A 16,649-nucleotide genomic window follows, 5' to 3' on the forward strand; every position below is an offset into this window, starting at 1 on the left:
TCTCCTTTGATTTACTGGTCGCTGAGCCCCAGCAGACTACGAGCGTATTGCTCCAGCGGCGGGCCCATCAGGTCTTCCGGCTTTTTGTCGTGGAACGTCAGTAAACCGCCACGACTCTTGATACGTGCAGTATCAATCAAATACTGGGGGCTGGTCTCGATCAACATGATCTGAATCACGCCGCTGTCGATTCCGAGGCGATCCAGCGCCTCTTGATCCAGCCATTCATCCGAGTTGCCAATGCGGTCATCCGACTTGGCGAAACGGGTGTAGAGCAGGTAATGGGCGCCAACGGCACGGGCTTCGCTCATGGCCTGATCCAGACCTTCCGGCGTGCGAGCGCGGCGTACCATCGGGAAGTATTCGACAAAGCCATCAAAGGCGACTTCGGCGATCACGTTAGGTCGTGGGTAGACGGCACTGCCCGGCGGTACGAATGCGCCCTGGGCAATATAGACGAATGAGTCCGGCTGAATGCGCAGGTTATTCACGCGGCGGCTGTCGCTGTGGTCCAGCAGACCGGCGTCGCTCATGTGGTAACGAGTCCCTTCGGCCATATCGCTGACATTCATGCAGCCGCCAAGCGCCAAAACGGCCAGCAGCAAAACCAGGCTACGCATCCTATCCTCCAGAGGCCGGTGTCGGAAAACCGGCGAATGGCCATGGGATGCAGCTTTTGCGCCACCTCACGGACATCGTCACCTGATCCAACGCAATCGCGGGCAAGCCACGCTCCCACAAGGTTTTACGCAGATGCTTGTGGGAGCGTGGCTTGCCCGCGATGAAGCCGGTTCAGCCGCCGATAATCTTCATGACGGTCGCACCACCGGAAAACGCCACTTCCTGCTTGTCGCCCAAGGCTTTCACCAAAAGCCGCTGGAGCGCCGGCAGCGCTTGATGACGTGGTTTGTCCAACAGATCGCCGACGTAGTGACGATTGCTCGAGGACAAACAGCCATGCAACCAGCCGGTGGAGGACAGGCGCAGCCTGGAACAGGTGCGACAGAACGGCACGCTTTCGTTGGCGATTACACCGAAATGGCCCATCCCCGGAATCTCGTAACGCACGGCCGTGGCATCGAGTGGCGCATCGGCCTGGAGATATTCGTAGCGTTCGCCGATCAGGTTCAACAACTGCTGAAGGCTGACAAACTGCTGCAGGAAGGCATTGGAGTCGCTGGCCAGGTGGCCCATTCGCATCAGTTCGATAAAGCGCAGCTCATAGCCACGCTCGAGGCAGTACTCAAGCAGTGGCATCACCTGGTCAAGGTTCTGGCCACGCAACGGCACCATGTTGACCTTGATCTTCATGCCAGCGGCGCTGGCCTGGTCCATGCCGTCGAGCACGGTCGTCAGATCGCCGCCACGGGCAATGCCGCGAAAGGCGCTGGCGTCGAGCGTATCGAGGGAAACGTTGATGCGGCGAATGCCGGCATTGACCAGCAACGGCAGCTTTTTCGCCAGCAGTTGACCATTTGTAGTCAGGCTGATGTCTTCCAGGCCCATCTGGCCGACGGCGGTCATGAAGGCTTCGAGTTTGGGGCTGACCAGCGGCTCGCCGCCGGTGATGCGCAAGCGTTCGATGCCTGCCGCTTCAATCAGATAAGCCACGCCGCGCGCCATGGCTTCGGCCGACAGTTCATCCTGCGCAGCCACCAGCCGCTTGCCGTTAGGCACGCAGTAGGTACAAGCGTAATTGCAGGCTGAGGTCAGACTGATTCGCAAATTACGAAAACGCCTGCCTTGACGGTCAACGATCATGGATCACTCCGGCGGAAGAAAATCGAACCGCTAAAACTTGACTCACAAATCAAGTTTTAGCAAGCCCTATGCCTGAGTATATTCCTGCGGTATCGCACCATGTAACGAATTCATGGCGTCATAAGGCAACTGAATGGCTCAGCTGCTCGGGGCGTCGGTGTCGCGCTTGCGCTTGTTGCCCATGCGAACGCCGATGTCCATCAGGAACTGGAAGAAGCCTTCCTGATCTTCCAGCACATTGCTCCAGAACGGCGAGTGATACAGGGCCACGGCACCGTGCACCAGCGCCCAGGATGCGCAGTAATGGAAGTAAGGCGGCACGTCTTCCAGCTTGCCTTCGCTGATCCGGCCCTTGATCAGCAAGGTCAGGCGTTCGAAATTCGAGGCGCGGATCTTGTGCAACTCCTCGATCATCTCCGGAACCTGGTTGCCCTTGACCACCTTTTCTTCCAGGCGATCGAACAGCCGATAGCGTTGCGGGTCACGCATGCGGAATTCGAAATAGGCGCGCGACAGGGCTTCCTTGTCCTTGTCGACGTCGGCCGAATGCAGCAGTTCATTCAGATCGCGCTCGTAGTCGAGCATCAACCGCAGATAAATCTCGGCCTTGGATTTGAAATGCTTATAGATCGTGCCTTTGCCGATACCGACGGCATCAGCAATCATCTCGACGGTGACACTGTCTTCACCTTGTTCGAGGAACAGCTTGAGCGCGGTATCGAGAATTTCCTGCTCGCGGCGGCGAAACTCACGGACCTTACGAGGTTCTTTATGCATAAGAAAAGGTCTGTAGGGGTCAAAATTCGAAGCCGCGTATTATGCCTAACTTACGCAAAAATGCACGGATCATCCGACCATGTCTGTGTTTCCTGATGAATTCGGACAGGGTCTGCGCCTGATGAGAACGCTTCCGAAGCGGGCGTATTCCAAAATTGTTTAAAAACTGTGTCCGGTAAACTGGACTCGGCGCAATAGTGATCAATACTTGAACTGTCGGCGGGGCATCTCCCCCAAGTGTCACGCCGATATTGGTACCAACGGACCGCGTGCCATTGTTTTACTCCTAATGGTCTTAACCCGGATTCACCCCCCAGAACCCGGGTTTTTTTTGCCTGCGATTTAACCTTTTACGTGCGCCAGAGGAAACAGTCGCTTGAAGTTCGCGGTGGTCTGCTCGGCAAATCGCTCATAGGGCTCACCGCGCAGCATGGCCAGAAACTCTGCCACTTCTCGCACATACTGCGGCAGGTTCGGCTTGCCACGATAGGGAATCGGCGCCAGGTACGGCGAGTCGGTTTCGACCAGCAACCGATCGGCCGGGACTTTGCTGGCCACATCACGCAACGCATCGGCATTGCGGAAAGTGACAATACCGGACAGGGAAATGTAATAACCCATGTCCAGGGCTGCCTTGGCCATGTCCCAGTCTTCGGTGAAGCAATGCAGAACGCCCGCTTGGGGCAGCGCCGCTTCACGCAGCAAGTCGAGGGTGTCTGCACGGGCACCACGGGTATGGATGATCACCGGTTTGCCGGTTTGTTGCGCCGCTTGCAGGTGCAGTCGAAAAGACGCCTGCTGCAATTCGGCGGCTTCGGGTTCGTAGTGGTAGTCCAGACCGGTTTCACCAATCGCCACTACGCGCGGGTGATTGAGTTCCTGCAACAGCCAGTCCAGCGCAGGCGCCGCTCCTGGCTGCACATCCAGCGGATGCACGCCAACCGAGCAGTCGACGTCGTCATAACGCTCGGCCAGCGCTTTGACATCAGCCGCGTTATCGACGCTGACGCCGATACACAGAAAGTGCCCAACCCCGCGTTGACGAGCGGCATCCAGAGCTGCGTCCAGGGATCCGTTGTGGGCTGCCAGGTCAAGGCGATCAAGGTGGCAATGGGAATCTACGAGCATAAAGAGGGCTGCAACTTACATCGTATGAGTGGGAAGGCCGGACTCGAGGACTCCGGCCAGATGGATTTCGATTCGACTGCGGGCAGTGTTTTCACCATGGTTGAACTGTACGCCAACCCCGGTGGCCTGGTAACACCTTACCGCTGACAGGTAGCGTCCAGGTTACCTCTGGGCAGGCAGGGACGCCCACTGCACCAGCAGCGCCTCCAGCAGCAGCACCCGGTTGAGGTTGGCCTTGCTCAGTACTTTCTGGCGCTGGGCAAGGATCCAGTCCTGGATATTCAGGACTTTGTCCTGCGCGGTCTTCTGCGCCAGGTATTGAATCACCTTGCGCATATCCGGCAGCCCCAGCCCCTCTTCGTCCTGGGTCAGCTGATAGCGCAGGATCAGGCTCGACCAATCGCAGAACCAGTCAAACAACAGTAATAACGGGATCGCATTCCAGCCTTCGGCCAGTTGGGTCGGCGATTGCTGCTGCTTGAGCAGCTTCTTCACGCCATCGACCACTTGCGCACGTTGTTCGCGCACACCTTGAGCCTGCAGATTGACCGCGGCCAATGGCGAACCGGCCGCCAGGGTCAGCAATTCAATACGCTCTTCTTGCGAGCAATCCGGCAGCGCTTTCGCCAGCCAGGCCAGGCTCATGGCTTCACTCGGTAGCGGGCAAGCCTGCTGCACGCAGCGACTCTTGATGGTCGGCAGCAAACGGCTCGGCTGGTGGCTGACCAGCAGCAATACAGTGTCGCCAGACGGCTCTTCAAGGCTTTTGAGCAAGGCGTTGGCAGCGTTGATGTTCATTGATTCGACGGGCTCGATCAGCACCACTTTACGCCCGCCCAGCTGCGCGGTCTGGACCACGAAGCTGACCAGGTCACGCACCTGATCGACTTTGATGGCCTTGTCGGCCTCTTCCGGTTCGAGGATGTAGTTGTCGGGGTGACTGCCGGCCTTGAGCAACAGACAGGATTTGCATTCACCGCAAGCGCCCTGCGCGGTGGGACGCTGGCACAACAGACTGGCCATCAGGCGCTCGGCCAGCGCTCGCTTGCCGATCCCGGCCGGACCGTGCAACAGATAGGCGTGGGCGTGGTGCGTACGACCGGCCAACTGGTGCCAGAGGCTGTCCTGCCACGGATAGGCTTCAGCCACGGGTCAGCTCCAGCAGACGCGGCAGCAAGGCATCGAGGGACTGCTGAACCTGCGCCAGCGGCTGCGCGGCGTCGACCAACACATAACGTTCCGGCTCCGCTGCAGCGCGCTTGAGGAAGGCACTGCGCACCGCATCGAAAAAGGTTCGGCCTTCGAGCTCGAAGCGATCGAGACGACCCCGCGCACTGGCACGGGCCAGGCCCACTTCCACCGGCAGGTCGAAAATCAGTGTCAGGTCGGGACGCAGATCGCCCTGCACGAAGGTTTCCAGTGTCGCGATACGCTCCAGCGACAAGCCGCGGCCACCGCCCTGATAGGCGTAGGTCGAATCTTGTTGCTGAAGACTTGAAAATGTTACGCTCATGGTATACTTCTTAAAAGTAAGAAATGTAACGCTAGAAAATTCACAAAAAACCTTACAAATCAATGACCGAGCGGCGCTTGATGAAAAAAATAATTGGCCTAGCTGCAAAGGCTCGATCAGGAAAAGACACCGCAGCAGCCATTTTACTGGCTCATCCAGAGGTTGCCGCCTTCGCTTTGGCCGACCCTCTGAAGGCTGGTTGCAAGGCTCTCTTCGGCCTCACCGATTCTCAAGCGTGGGATGATACCGCGAAAGAGAAGCAGCTGGATGCCTGGGGAATGTCACCTCGCGAATTCTTCCAGCACATCGGAACGGAGTGGTTCCGCGACTACGATCCTTTGCATTGGTTGAAGCGAGCTGATCGTGAAATCAACAGCTCACTACCCTCCCCCCGCCAGCTGACACCCCAAGAAGCTTCGGACCCTGAGACCCCTTTCGTTCTCGCCACCCAATCTTTTTTTGGCCTGACTGACGACCAAATCTGGACCACCGAAGGCCGTGATATGGACGATGTGTTCTGGAAGCTGTCGCCGAACTCGATGATCCATCTGGTCAAATGCATGACCATGCGCGACTTCCTCGACTTCCAGAATCAACGTGAAGCCCACCTCCAAAACACCAAAGCTGCGCCAAGCAATCAATTCATAAAACCAAAAATTGATCTTGAAAATAAAGACATCACCATTATCAAAGACATCCGCTTTGAAAATGAAGCTGAGTATATAAGAAACTTAGGCGGCGAAATCTGGCACATCACCAGAGACAATACCGAGCAAGTTAAAAAACATTCTTCAGAAGCCGGAATAAAAGTTCAAACCGGCGATATTCTTATCGAAAACAATGGTACGCTAGAAGAATATAAAAGCGCTGTTCATCAAGCATTTTCACGCCTGAAAAAAAAGCTAACAGCTCAATGAAAAACACTCAACTTATGAACCACCGACGAATCGGCACAACATCGACACGAAACGCTAAAAAATCAAGCGAAGTCAAAAATTAAAATACTATAGCCACATATTCACACCTATATAACTACAACGGCAGGAAGACGACTTTGACATCATTCGTGACCGCTATCGAGAGTCCATACGAACTCGCCAGCACTACAGACTCGCAGCCAGTGCCTTGCGAATACCAGGGTCACGAATTCTGGAACAGGGAGTCGCACCTGTGCCTGTCGCTCCATGTTATTTTTTTAAAGTACGCGGCAACTCACCGCCGGATCTCGGGGTATGGGCTGAGGCAGGCCATTATTCTTTTTTTCGATTTTGCTGTTGAGCACAATGCTCGACACCCCGAGCAATTACAGCTTCATAAGCTGACGGATATTACAGCTGAAATTTTCAACAATTTTCAGACCTGGCTTCTAAACAAAAACGAGAGGAAGAACAATGCCGTTAAACTGAAGGGAGCAATCGCACAAATCTCTAAGAAGACTGACGTCATTCCTAATATCTCTCTACCCGGGATTTCTGCCCCCATCAAGAAAAAGACCGAACCTCTAATCGGTCAAACTTACACTGATCTGGTTGGGGCTCTTTCAGCCCATGTCGACACAATGTACGACAAACTTAAATTCAGAAAGAAAGTTATGGAGGCCGAGCCCTACACCATGGAGGAGGTATTGGAGAAATACGCGGCGGAGTACACCCGTTCTAATATCTTCGAGTGGGCCCAGAACCGCATTGATAACAAGCAGAAAGTTCACTCACAAAACACAGAGTACAAGCTCAAGCACTCGACCGATCCCGAGCTGCTTGCCCTGCTCGACTATCCCGACTTCTACCAGCGGTTCAAGCAAATCTACAACGATCGGCCCGACTGCTATCGTTTTGAGAAACCCGGGGACCCGTTCCTTCTCAGTTTGTGGTACTGGGATCCAGATGAAGCTCGCGCGATAAAAACGCTGTTGGTGAACGGCTATCCCATGGACGTTGCCTTTGAAACGCTTGGGACGACGAACTCTTCAAAACCTCTGATCTCCAAAAAAGACTGCAAAACCATTGTCCAGCTGATGCTGTTTCGTTGGAACCGGTTGGGCGATGCGAAGTTGATCAAGTACCCGGTGAAGCCATGGGATGACCTTCTGGGATTGTACTTCCCGACCATGGTGGATATGTCGTGCATCATTATGTTCATCATGCTCCAAAGCAATTGGAACAAAGAGACCGTCCTCGCCGTTGACGAGGATAACTTCGAGCATCCGCTGACAGGTGCGATGTCGGAAGCCCAGATCATCATCCAGTCAGAGAAGAACCGTTCGCAGGGTACAAACAAGCCCTACTACGCGCCAAAGGCGATCGTCGCGGTCAGCAGCAAGACGGATCGGTATTCGAGCTACAATCTCATCCAGCTCGCTGATCAGCTTGCCGAACCACTCAAGGGATACGCATTCGATGTGATTCCTTTCGGTCAAGAAAATCTCGTCTACAACCCGTTGTTTTTGTGCCTCAGGTACTACGGCTCTTGGGCCAGTAAGGGCGGCCGTCACACGTCCGCGACGAATCGGAAGGCATTCCTGCGAGGCGTGAAAGACTTCCTTACTGCGTACCCGGTTTATGAGAACGGCGCCCGGCTGACCACGGCAAAACACATCACGAAACGTCTGCGGCCGACTTGGATGCTCGTTCAAAGGGACAAGCACGGGTCGGGCCTGGGTCTGCTTTCAATGCTGATGAGCCACGTCGGTAGCATTGTTACGGATGTGCACTACGACAGCTCGGGAGCGGCAGTCCAAGATCGTTACAATCGCCTGCGTTCCGAGCTTGAAGCGATCATGGATCTTTTGCGCCGACGTGAATACAAGGGCCTTCTGGGCAAGCGCGAGGAGCGCCAGGTCGAGCTTCCGCTGAAGATTTTTCACATCCCAGGTATGGAGAAACCGTTGTGGGGCTGCTCGAACCAGCTAAAGCCAACATGGTACGGCGCTCGGACCTACATCAAACAGGGAGAGCGCTGCTACTCCATCAAAAACTGCCTCTTCTGCGAGCAGTGCAATTTGTACGAAGACTCCCTGCCCTATCTGATCCAGCGCCGAATTCACGTGGTGGAACTGATCGAGGATCAGCCTGACAACGAGTCGGATTACAGCAGCTCGCTTGAATCGGAACTCTCCATCCTGGATTCCATTTTGGATAACTGGGAGGACCCTGATGCCCTGAAGGAAGCGGTTCGCTATCAGCGCCGTAATGACTCGCTGCTCCCGCACGACTTGGATTTCCTGCAACTGATTTTAGAAGAAGAGGACATGAAATGAGCACCAATAAGAAGCCTCGAAAAACATCCAACGACGACGAACAAGTCGAGCTTGATTTCCTTGATGCCGAACACACCGCTGATCGCGAAGATGACCGGGGCGGGCGGGCGGATGACTTCGACGCCGATGATGACGACGACAACGACGATTTAGTCGATGAGATGGAATCTGAATTTCAAAACGATGTAGAAGAGGCTGCGGAAGCCGAGTTGGAGGCGTTGCTGGAGGAAACAGGTGGGCACGTTAAGCAACGCGTCGGCAACCTGACCACAAAGCTCGAACTTTATCCTGGTGGAGCATTCCCGATCTCGCAGTACTCACTGTATGTAGAGGACACCTGGACGCTGTTTAAAAACCGATATGGGACAGCCAAGAAACTGAACTTTGATGGTATGGCGCCGCCTTTGAAGGAGCTGAAAAAGGCCATCTCTTACTATGTCCTTCCTGATTTCGCTCCATTCGGAACAATCCGAAGCTATGTGACCAGCTACTGTATTGCAAGTCTTTTTTGGTTAATTGAGAGGTATCTCCTAGAGCCCAATTTCCTTGACGGTACTCCAGAGTCGATTGCATTGATCAATCACAGGATGATCAACAAAGCTCTGGATGATGCAAAAAACGGCGGAGGGGTTGCTCGCCACTATCACTCCCTCTTCTACATGGTTCGACTCTGGAATTCGCTTAGCACGCAAGGCCTCATGCCGCCGGGCCTTGCCCTGAATGTCGACATCCGCAAAGTTGACAGCATTGAACGTCGCAGAGATGTGATCCAGCATTTCGCCGGGAGCATGAGCACCTGGCAACCGTACTCCGAAGAAAACCTCGGAGAGTTGGTGGACTACGCTCTTTTTTGGACAGAAAAAGCAGCACCACGGCTTTTAGAAGTCGTTTCCTACGTTAAAGAGCAACAGCTCGAACAGTCCACAAAACCTGGGATTACTCGATATTTTGTGGACGAAGATATTGAGGAAAATCTCAACGTCGAAGTCGATGGAAAAACGCTTGTTAAAGCTACCCGGATAGACCAAGGGTACGAGTATGCGACAGGAGAAAAGTATATCTATAGCTGGTTGCGTTCCTATACAGTCAGCGTCGACAAGGTGCGCAACAGCGTATATATCCTGCTTGCTCTGATCACTGGCTTACGTGTCAGCGAGCTTCTCAGCCTGAAATTCGACGATCTCATCAAGCAGCTTGATGGCGATTACGTTCTTCGCGTCATCCGCTATAAAACTGCCGACGATCCGAACGTCAATGGTGAAATTGACTATCTCCCGATACCAAAATTCATCGGTCAAAAAATTGAAGAGCTTAAACAGCTGCGGTCTATCTATAAGCTGGCCGCACAAGGTTTTATTTTTCAGGCTTCGAAGGGGCGCAAGGCACTAAACAAGCCTTCTACCGCAATCATCAGGAAAATCTGCGGGGAAATCTCAAAAGACACCAACGTCGATAGGATCCATTCGCACCGGTTTCGTAAAACGATCGCGGAGATCCTAATTAACCGTAACGAAAGGAACATCGATCTCATCAGACACCTGTTCGGGCATAAGAGCTACGACATGACGCTAAGGTACATCGGACGCAACCCTTACCTCGTGCGCAGCGTGGCCCAGGCCATCGAGCAGAATTACACGGCTGAATTCACGGAGCTGGTCAGCGCCGTTAAGAACGGTGCCTCGTCTGGCCCCAATGCCCAGAGGTTGCTGGACCGCATCAAAGCTCGTCCGGACGCGTTCAGCGGTAAGCAGCTGAAGGTGACGATCTTTGTTTACATCTCACACCTGCTGTCCTCTGGTGAGCCTCTGTTCATCCACCGCACTGCGATGGGCAGCTACTGCGTCAGCACCGAAACATACTCGTCACCGGACCTGCCACCGTGCCTGGAGCACATGACCGGCACCGTGACCAGCATGTTGCCGAACCCGACGCGCTGCGACATCAGTTGCAAACATGCCGTCGTGGTGGAGAAGGCAAAGCATGCGATCCAGGACAACGTAAAGTTCTACAACAACATGCTGGAAAAAGCAGCGGACACCCTGAGTGAGCGGGCAAAAAGGATGATCCTTAAGAAGATCACCAGCAACAACGAGCACCTGAACAACCTTGAGACCAACAAGCCCGAAAACATTGACCAACGAATCCCAGTCAAGCAGGTCTCTGTATGACGAAACAGGAAACACGCGACCACCTAATCAAGTTGATCAAGGAGCATCAACTCGAACACGGGCTTACCAAGCTTGCGATTGGCAAAATCTCCGAGATGGCGGGAATCTCTCGCCAGACTTTTTTCCGCTCCTACGCCGACCTGAAGCCCTACTGCCTCGGCCAGTCCATCACGAGTTTGCTTGGCGACGATGCCGAGTCGACTCGGGATTTCCTGGCTAAACGCGAGGAAGAAGTGGCGGCCTTGCAAAGCCAAATCGAGGCATTGAAGAAGAAGCACAAGAAGGAGTTAGAGCAGGCGATCACCAATCGCGTCACCTCGCTGATGAACAGCGACATTCTCGCGTTTGAAGCTAACGAGGTGAACTCATTATTGATTAACCAGAGTCAAAACAATGAAATGCTCAAACGTAAGCTCACGGAGATGGAGCTGAAACAAACACGTTCGCAGATGGCATCGGCGGCGGCGGACCTGTCATTTGGGAACGAAGATGCGCACATCAAAAAGAACGCCAAAAATTTCGTAGCCTTCGCGCTGGACATGACAAAGGCCAACCTGGCGTACAAGAAAGATCAAAACTTCGACAATTATGAAAACGCTAAGGATATGGCGATCCAATCGATAGTAGTCAATGTAAAAAAATTTCCTGACCCATCAAATATTGAAGTCCATCTATTTCAAGAACGCTATATTTCCGCCTTTGACGATTTCGTTGAAGACCTGCCCGCAAAGCCGAACAAAATTATCATAGCGATCCAACTGCCGGTATTTTCGCAAGAAGAGTTGGGGCAGCTACTTTCTCAATTGAAACTCATCAGCAAGGTAGCAATTCACATACCATTCAATGCCTCAGGAGCAATCGTTGCAGCCAACAAAGTATTTCTCTTCAGGGACGTCCCCGAGGAAGAATTCATTGACGCCGCCAAGGCCAAAATCCCGCAAATAACTTGGGGCTTCGATGAAATCAGACTATTTGGAACGAGGTAGGAGAAATTATGCTAAATATCGAACTAAAAAGCATCTCCTACGTATCAACTGCACTAGAATCGAAAGTAGAGCACTATTCACTAATTGCCAACTATAAACAAAAACATGTATTACTTTCGGTACCCAACCTATATCTCTACGAGCGCACTCGCTCGTCGCTGCAAACATCTAGAAGGTACGCGACAATCATTTCGATGTTCTACCGCTATATTGAAACTCAAACAAAATATAAAGATGTCGATCCAGGCGATTATCACGCGGTTGTAACGAACCGAGACATTCGGAGATGGCAGGTCACACGACAGGTAACCAGGGTAAAAGCCAATTCAATCAGCCCTACATCGGAAACGATTTTCCGTGATGCCAAAGTTCTTCAGATGTTCTTCGCTTGGCTTGCAAAATCCGGGTTCACCACTAATGTCAGAATTGACCTAGTGGATTGGGTCGCTGATTTCAAAAGCAACACTATGCTCAATTACATCAAAAAAGCAGCTGAAATTAGAGTTGACTCTGACCCTATCAGGGTATTAGACCGGGAAGCGAGCCAGAAAAGACCTCACCAATTGATCTTCAATCAGGAGATAAGGACACTTCTGAGCGTTTTCCCAGACAAGGTTTACTCCGTGATTTTTCTTTTTGCGCTGGCGACGGCTATGCGTCCGATGGAGCTTTGCAAGTTCCCACTGTACGGTGAAGGAAAGAACAGGCATATTTTCAACTACTCCTCCATGCCACAGGATCAGACGAAATTCACATATAACGTATTTGGAAAAGGCAACAAATTTCGCGACATCGTAATCCCTGCGTATGCACTGAAGGATCTGGAGGATAATTATACAAAAACGGAATACCCTGCACGAAAAAAGAAATACAAAGATAGATATGGAAAAGCCTGTCCTCCTTCGATTTTATTTTTAAACTCGGAAGGCGAGCCGGTTACGGAGAAAATGATTTCTAACGCTTGCGGTTATGCATGCAAGTTGGCGCATAAAAAAGATCCAGAATTCCGAGTCAACAACAACTTCTATCAGTCCCGTCATTGGTGGCCGACGATGATGATGATCCAGCACAGAGGGGCCCAGTTGCTATCGCCCGCAGCGGATGTTCTTGATGCGGCATTTGCGCAGGTACTCACGAATCAGCTCGGGCATTCAAGTATTACCACAACCTACAAGCATTACTTGGACTTGGCTCGAGTGCTCATCCTGGCGAAGGACGGGCGCGTGAATGATATTATTACCGAGGATTTCAACATTCACGCCCAGATTGCGGAGTATGGGTGAGTTTTCTGACGGGGCTGTGCTTTTCCCCTTGATCGGATGTGATTTCTTATGCCCTGCTTCTCAGCTTTCAAGGCTTGGTTGGTGGTGAAGGCTGGTACCGCGACATGGGTCGCGCATCTGACCATGGGTTGGTGGCGGGCATACACCTGTAATTGTTCGACGATGCTGAAGCGTGGTAGCGTAATTTCGACGGTAAATGCCGAAGGCGAAAATCTATGGGCAAGAATGATCAATCGCCACAAGAGCAAAGCTTCTTGCAAGCGCTTGAGGAAAAATCTCGCGCTCGTAACCAACAGATAGCAGCAGTTTATGCTGCATCAGCGGCAGACCTAGAGCGAGCGGCGGATGCTATAAAGTCGGCACTGCGCGGGACTCGCCCAATAGCCCGCCCCCGTAGATACAGCTCACTCCAAGATTGATGCGAAGAAGGCATGGTAGGTGTTCCCTTTGGAGTGTTGCTGTTGGTAAAAAGCTCCAGTCCAACAAGATTTATTGATGGTATGCACCCCCCATTCCAAGAATGGACTGACGATAAACGTTGGACATTACCAGCGCCAATGCACCCAGCTCTACTTACCAATCCGTTCCGTCACTGGGGCATTGCATCCGTCCTTTTGCCACTCGTCCGCGCCTTGGAAACGCTCACGCTGCTCTCCGAAGGTCCAACGCGATCTGCTTTCCTGCTTACACCATATAAGCGTCCGCCGCTGGGTTAGGGTTGGCGAAGGCGGCGCTGATATTGATGCATATACAGCCTTTCTTTCTGGGGTGCATATTGAGCCTCAGCACCAAATCTAATCACAATGCGCTGCCTTTGTGTGGGAATGGAAAATCGATACCGTTCTTGGGCTTTTTTGGGGGTTGAAGCATACGATCTAACCAAGTGGCCTACCCCTCTTGCGGCCTTCATGAGTTTTTTTTGGACGGGACATAGCCATGAACAAAGCCACTGAAACCGCTTCACCTGCCCACAGTCCCTCAACACGCTTTTTCGATGCCCTAGCACTACGGAAGGATCCGCATGCCTGCGCAGCACTTCTTCGTAACCAGCTTGACGTGAGTTTCTACCACGACCTGGCACTGCTCGTGGGCATGCCTATTAAAGAGCTTTTTTCAATGCTCGGCGTTTCCCCCGCGGTCCAACGTCGCTGGAAAAAAACTCAGAAGCTCACCATCAGCGAAAGCGATTACGCCTTTCACTATGCGCTGCTCATTCAAGATGCCCTGGGGTTGTTCGAGGGAAACAGAGAGTCAACGGTCGAATGGTTGAACCGCCCAACCATTGCACTGGGCAACGTCACGCCTGCGAGCTTGTTGTCCACATTCGTTGGAATCAAGCTCGTTGAATCGTTGATTTGGAGGATTGAGAATGGGGTGCTTGGGTAATCGATGATTCAAAACATTCCTGCGTGGCTCAGCGCCATTTTCGACGCGTTCATTTCACTCGTGAATCAGGTTCCATTGAATTTTCGGATATGGGCAAAGGACGCAATGTCTGACGCATCATATGACCGTCCTCAACGCCTCGCATGATATTCCTTAATTCGTCCTTGGATGTGTTGCAGGTAATCTCGATTTCTACATCGGGGAAGACTTTGTCAGCAAATGCCCGCACTACCATTTCAACTTCGGGGGTCTTTGCTGCCGCGATGAATGCATCAACATCATCCTGACACTCTGCTCGACACGAAAATACTGTCACTTAGTTCTCCAGCTGTGATGGTTCGTGGGCTACCGGTGCGGATTGAGCGCACCAGGATATTCATGACGGATCCTTGGTCATTCCACTTTTGCCCTAGAACCCACCCGACTCTTGAGGTGTCGACCTCTGCTTACTCAGACACCTGCTCGGAATCCGCGGCCGCGACAGGCTCAAAATATTCGAACGTCAGATCCAGTTTGATTTTCGCTAAAAGGCCGTCGAGATCCATTTCTGGATTTTTTTTCAGATAACACTCAACGACCATGCTTGCAGGGTGCACATCCATAACTGCGGCTAAATCCTCGATCTTCGCAAGCCCTGGGCATCGGCGACCTTGCTCCAGATGCGTCATGTAAGCCCGGCTCGTAGTGCCGAAAAATCTCTGCTGTGGCATATGGCGAACCAACCGCATACCCCTCAATGCCAGCGCGAAAGCATCGTTCAGCTCCATCGATCACCCCTTGCAAAGGGAATGATAAAGCCATAAAGTCAGCCTTTTAGCGCCCTACAATTGTAGGGTTTTGTAAAAAACATCGCAGATAATAATGCAAAAATTATCGCGGAATTCAACGAAGACAGATGGCCCGATATGCTTTCGTAGAAAGCTGAAAAAGTGGTCACGGAACAAACTTCGTCGTTGATAGGCAATGGACCAGTAACGCCAATCAACACCGAAGCCGGGCATTGGTCATCAATGAGCATTTACTTTATGAATGAAAGCCGAATGAAGGTACTGAGTAGTATCTCCAATCCAGGCGTTAGGAGGTTCCCATGAGTCCCGAGCGCGAAGAGATGCTTTGCAAGCCAAATCTCAACATATTCCCTGATGCGACGATTGTGAACGGAAGGTACTTCTGGGGATTCGAATGTCAGGATGGTTGGTATGACCTACTCAACAATGCTCTCTCCCTTGTTTCGGCTCGGTGTGACATCGCGCCAGATTGCGAGCGAGTCACAGTCCTCGAGGTGAAAGAAAAATTCGGTGGCTTGCGAATTTACTACCGTGGTGGCGACGAATACGTGAACGGTGTCTTCAATCTCGCAGAAGCAATGTCGGTGAATATCTGCTCGATCTGTGGCTCACCTGTTCGCTACAGGAGCATGCACTATCACTACCCCCGGTGCGATTTGCATTACGAGAATTGACCATGAAATTAGCCATGGTGAATTAACCTGGATTACTAGATGAGGCCGCAAATAGAGCGGGTGGACGACTACCCACACAACGACAAAGGCGTCATAAAACTCCAGGTTGGGCCTTCAATCCCGGCTCGCTTGACGAATACCAGACGAGACTTGCCGTGGCGCTTTTCTACACAAGATTGCAGCCCATATACAGCGCCCAGAATCGTTAGCGTGCTGAATGGCATTCTTGAAGACGTCGGCTTTTTTCGTGGACCGTGAACATTACTTAAGATCTCCTGCGTAGGGTAACGCGGGAATGGCCTGAAGCTCCGACCGTTAGAAGAATGACCCAGTAATTTACGCCGACAGGATGGCCCCCTTGGTGCCCTTCCTTCGATAGAAGGGAGATGACCGCTTACGCGAACACATCCATGGGGGTGGGGCGGTGGTTGGGAGCGCCGGTGCGATTCTCGACGATACGGGTGGCGCGCGGTAGAAAAAACACTACCCATTCCGATGCACCTGAAGAAGACCGATACGGCTGCGAGCAAATGATGAAAATCAAAGCGTTGGGAAGTGAGCGCCTGTCGTTGCATAGAGCGACATCACGAGCTGCGTATGAAGCATTGAGACCAGAGGAAAAAATCTCCTTGATGAGAAATTTCGAGACGCCGCCGGGAATTGCGCTCCAGCAACAACAGCGGTTCCAACAGCCATTCCACCGCCGCCAGCAGCGACAGCGCCGCCACCAATTGCCGCGAGCGAAGCGTTTGTGAAAGCGGCCCCGCACCATGTTCAGCTGAAATGCTTAAACATTTGCTCCCCGCCTGCCCACCACGGCATCGATAAAAGAATGACGCCGAAACGAAACCAGATACCGCCCTACCCTTCTCAACTAACAAACACAGGGAAGCTCGGCGTAGAGCTGGTGATAGATAAAAGAATTATGG

At 52.5% G+C, this 16,649-nt stretch carries 15 protein-coding genes and 1 pseudogene; 8 read left to right on the forward strand and 8 right to left on the reverse strand.

What is annotated here, in order from left to right; all coding sequences use genetic code 11:
* Positions 1–11: 11 nt before the first annotated feature.
* From AC1Q6D_RS15470 to AC1Q6D_RS15495, 6 genes and pseudogenes are all read right to left on the reverse strand, one after another.
* Complete coding sequence (locus tag AC1Q6D_RS15470) at positions 12–620, reverse strand: DUF4823 domain-containing protein (protein ID WP_103406429.1); 609 nt, start codon at positions 618–620, stop codon at positions 12–14.
* 172 nt (positions 621–792) lie between these two features.
* Positions 793–1,761 (reverse strand): GTP 3',8-cyclase MoaA, encoded by a 969-nt coding sequence (locus tag AC1Q6D_RS15475; RefSeq protein WP_103406428.1) that lies wholly within the window; start codon positions 1,759–1,761, stop codon positions 793–795.
* A 138-nt stretch (positions 1,762–1,899) separates the two neighbouring features.
* A complete protein-coding gene (locus tag AC1Q6D_RS15480; protein WP_047526990.1) occupies positions 1,900–2,538 on the reverse strand; it encodes a TetR/AcrR family transcriptional regulator in 639 nt (212 codons plus the stop codon).
* Positions 2,539–2,880: 342 nt separating this feature from the next.
* On the reverse strand, positions 2,881–3,666 hold the full coding sequence (locus tag AC1Q6D_RS15485) for a TatD family hydrolase (protein WP_103406427.1): 786 nt from the start codon (positions 3,664–3,666) through the stop codon (positions 2,881–2,883).
* 162 nt (positions 3,667–3,828) lie between these two features.
* The gene (locus AC1Q6D_RS15490; protein ID WP_090467780.1) at positions 3,829–4,815 is read right to left on the reverse strand and encodes a DNA polymerase III subunit delta'; all 987 of its coding nucleotides are present in this window, start codon (positions 4,813–4,815) and stop codon (positions 3,829–3,831) included.
* Positions 4,808–5,146: pseudogene (locus AC1Q6D_RS15495) on the reverse strand (dTMP kinase); the annotation flags it as partial. The gene AC1Q6D_RS15490 and the pseudogene AC1Q6D_RS15495, both read right to left, overlap by 8 nt.
* Before the next feature lie 113 nt (positions 5,147–5,259).
* On the opposite strand from AC1Q6D_RS15495, the gene AC1Q6D_RS15500 reads away from it, so the two are divergent.
* The 6 genes from AC1Q6D_RS15500 (at position 5,260) to AC1Q6D_RS15525 (ending at position 14,258) form a co-directional block, all read left to right on the forward strand.
* Positions 5,260–6,096, forward strand: a complete 837-nt coding sequence (locus tag AC1Q6D_RS15500; protein WP_103406441.1) for a deoxynucleotide monophosphate kinase family protein — start codon at positions 5,260–5,262, stop codon at positions 6,094–6,096.
* Positions 6,097–6,245: 149 nt separating this feature from the next.
* A complete protein-coding gene (locus AC1Q6D_RS15505) occupies positions 6,246–8,435 on the forward strand; it encodes a hypothetical protein (protein WP_492618475.1) in 2,190 nt (729 codons plus the stop codon).
* The gene (locus tag AC1Q6D_RS15510) at positions 8,432–10,603 is read left to right on the forward strand and encodes a tyrosine-type recombinase/integrase (protein WP_256590392.1); all 2,172 of its coding nucleotides are present in this window, start codon (positions 8,432–8,434) and stop codon (positions 10,601–10,603) included. The genes AC1Q6D_RS15505 and AC1Q6D_RS15510 overlap by 4 nt, the downstream gene beginning before the upstream one ends.
* Positions 10,600–11,589: a hypothetical protein gene (locus AC1Q6D_RS15515; RefSeq protein WP_103406425.1), complete on the forward strand. Its 990-nt coding sequence runs from the start codon at positions 10,600–10,602 to the stop codon at positions 11,587–11,589. The genes AC1Q6D_RS15510 and AC1Q6D_RS15515 overlap by 4 nt, the downstream gene beginning before the upstream one ends.
* Before the next feature lie 8 nt (positions 11,590–11,597).
* A complete protein-coding gene (locus AC1Q6D_RS15520) occupies positions 11,598–12,872 on the forward strand; it encodes a tyrosine-type recombinase/integrase (protein WP_103406424.1) in 1,275 nt (424 codons plus the stop codon).
* A 936-nt stretch (positions 12,873–13,808) separates the two neighbouring features.
* Positions 13,809–14,258 carry an Xre family toxin-antitoxin system antitoxin gene (locus tag AC1Q6D_RS15525; protein ID WP_103406423.1) on the forward strand — a complete coding sequence of 150 codons (450 nt, stop codon included), beginning with the start codon at positions 13,809–13,811 and terminating at the stop codon, positions 14,256–14,258.
* Positions 14,259–14,307: 49 nt separating this feature from the next.
* Here the strand turns inward: AC1Q6D_RS15525 and AC1Q6D_RS15530 are convergent, their stop codons facing one another.
* Positions 14,308–14,574: a hypothetical protein gene (locus tag AC1Q6D_RS15530; protein ID WP_146041534.1), complete on the reverse strand. Its 267-nt coding sequence runs from the start codon at positions 14,572–14,574 to the stop codon at positions 14,308–14,310.
* Positions 14,575–14,704: 130 nt separating this feature from the next.
* Positions 14,705–15,025, reverse strand: coding sequence for a helix-turn-helix transcriptional regulator (locus AC1Q6D_RS15535; protein WP_103406422.1), 321 nt, complete (start codon positions 15,023–15,025; stop codon positions 14,705–14,707).
* 320 nt (positions 15,026–15,345) lie between these two features.
* On the opposite strand from AC1Q6D_RS15535, the gene AC1Q6D_RS15540 reads away from it, so the two are divergent.
* Together AC1Q6D_RS15540 and AC1Q6D_RS15545 are read left to right on the forward strand one after the other, a co-directional pair.
* Positions 15,346–15,720 carry a hypothetical protein gene (locus AC1Q6D_RS15540; protein ID WP_103406421.1) on the forward strand — a complete coding sequence of 125 codons (375 nt, stop codon included), beginning with the start codon at positions 15,346–15,348 and terminating at the stop codon, positions 15,718–15,720.
* 533 nt (positions 15,721–16,253) lie between these two features.
* The gene (locus tag AC1Q6D_RS15545; RefSeq protein ID WP_492618476.1) at positions 16,254–16,475 is read left to right on the forward strand and encodes a hypothetical protein; all 222 of its coding nucleotides are present in this window, start codon (positions 16,254–16,256) and stop codon (positions 16,473–16,475) included.
* Positions 16,476–16,649 lie beyond the last annotated feature (174 nt).

Source organism: Pseudomonas sp. MT92, assembly GCF_058792515.1.

What these genes read in the sequence shown, in the direction of transcription:
- AC1Q6D_RS15470 (WP_103406429.1), bottom strand. Translation starts at nt 620, where the DNA reads ATGCGTAGCCTGGTTTTGCTGCTGGCCGTTTTGGCGCTTGGCGGCTGC.
- AC1Q6D_RS15475 (WP_103406428.1), bottom strand. Translation starts at nt 1,761, where the DNA reads ATGATCGTTGACCGTCAAGGCAGGCGTTTTCGTAATTTGCGAATCAGT.
- AC1Q6D_RS15480 (WP_047526990.1), bottom strand. Translation starts at nt 2,538, where the DNA reads ATGCATAAAGAACCTCGTAAGGTCCGTGAGTTTCGCCGCCGCGAGCAG.
- AC1Q6D_RS15485 (WP_103406427.1), bottom strand. Translation starts at nt 3,666, where the DNA reads ATGCTCGTAGATTCCCATTGCCACCTTGATCGCCTTGACCTGGCAGCC.
- AC1Q6D_RS15500 (WP_103406441.1), top strand. Translation starts at nt 5,260, where the DNA reads ATGAAAAAAATAATTGGCCTAGCTGCAAAGGCTCGATCAGGAAAAGAC.
- AC1Q6D_RS15510 (WP_256590392.1), top strand. Translation starts at nt 8,432, where the DNA reads ATGAGCACCAATAAGAAGCCTCGAAAAACATCCAACGACGACGAACAA.
- AC1Q6D_RS15515 (WP_103406425.1), top strand. Translation starts at nt 10,600, where the DNA reads ATGACGAAACAGGAAACACGCGACCACCTAATCAAGTTGATCAAGGAG.
- AC1Q6D_RS15520 (WP_103406424.1), top strand. Translation starts at nt 11,598, where the DNA reads ATGCTAAATATCGAACTAAAAAGCATCTCCTACGTATCAACTGCACTA.
- AC1Q6D_RS15525 (WP_103406423.1), top strand. Translation starts at nt 13,809, where the DNA reads ATGAACAAAGCCACTGAAACCGCTTCACCTGCCCACAGTCCCTCAACA.
- AC1Q6D_RS15535 (WP_103406422.1), bottom strand. Translation starts at nt 15,025, where the DNA reads ATGGAGCTGAACGATGCTTTCGCGCTGGCATTGAGGGGTATGCGGTTG.
- AC1Q6D_RS15540 (WP_103406421.1), top strand. Translation starts at nt 15,346, where the DNA reads ATGAGTCCCGAGCGCGAAGAGATGCTTTGCAAGCCAAATCTCAACATA.
- AC1Q6D_RS15545 (WP_492618476.1), top strand. Translation starts at nt 16,254, where the DNA reads ATGAAAATCAAAGCGTTGGGAAGTGAGCGCCTGTCGTTGCATAGAGCG.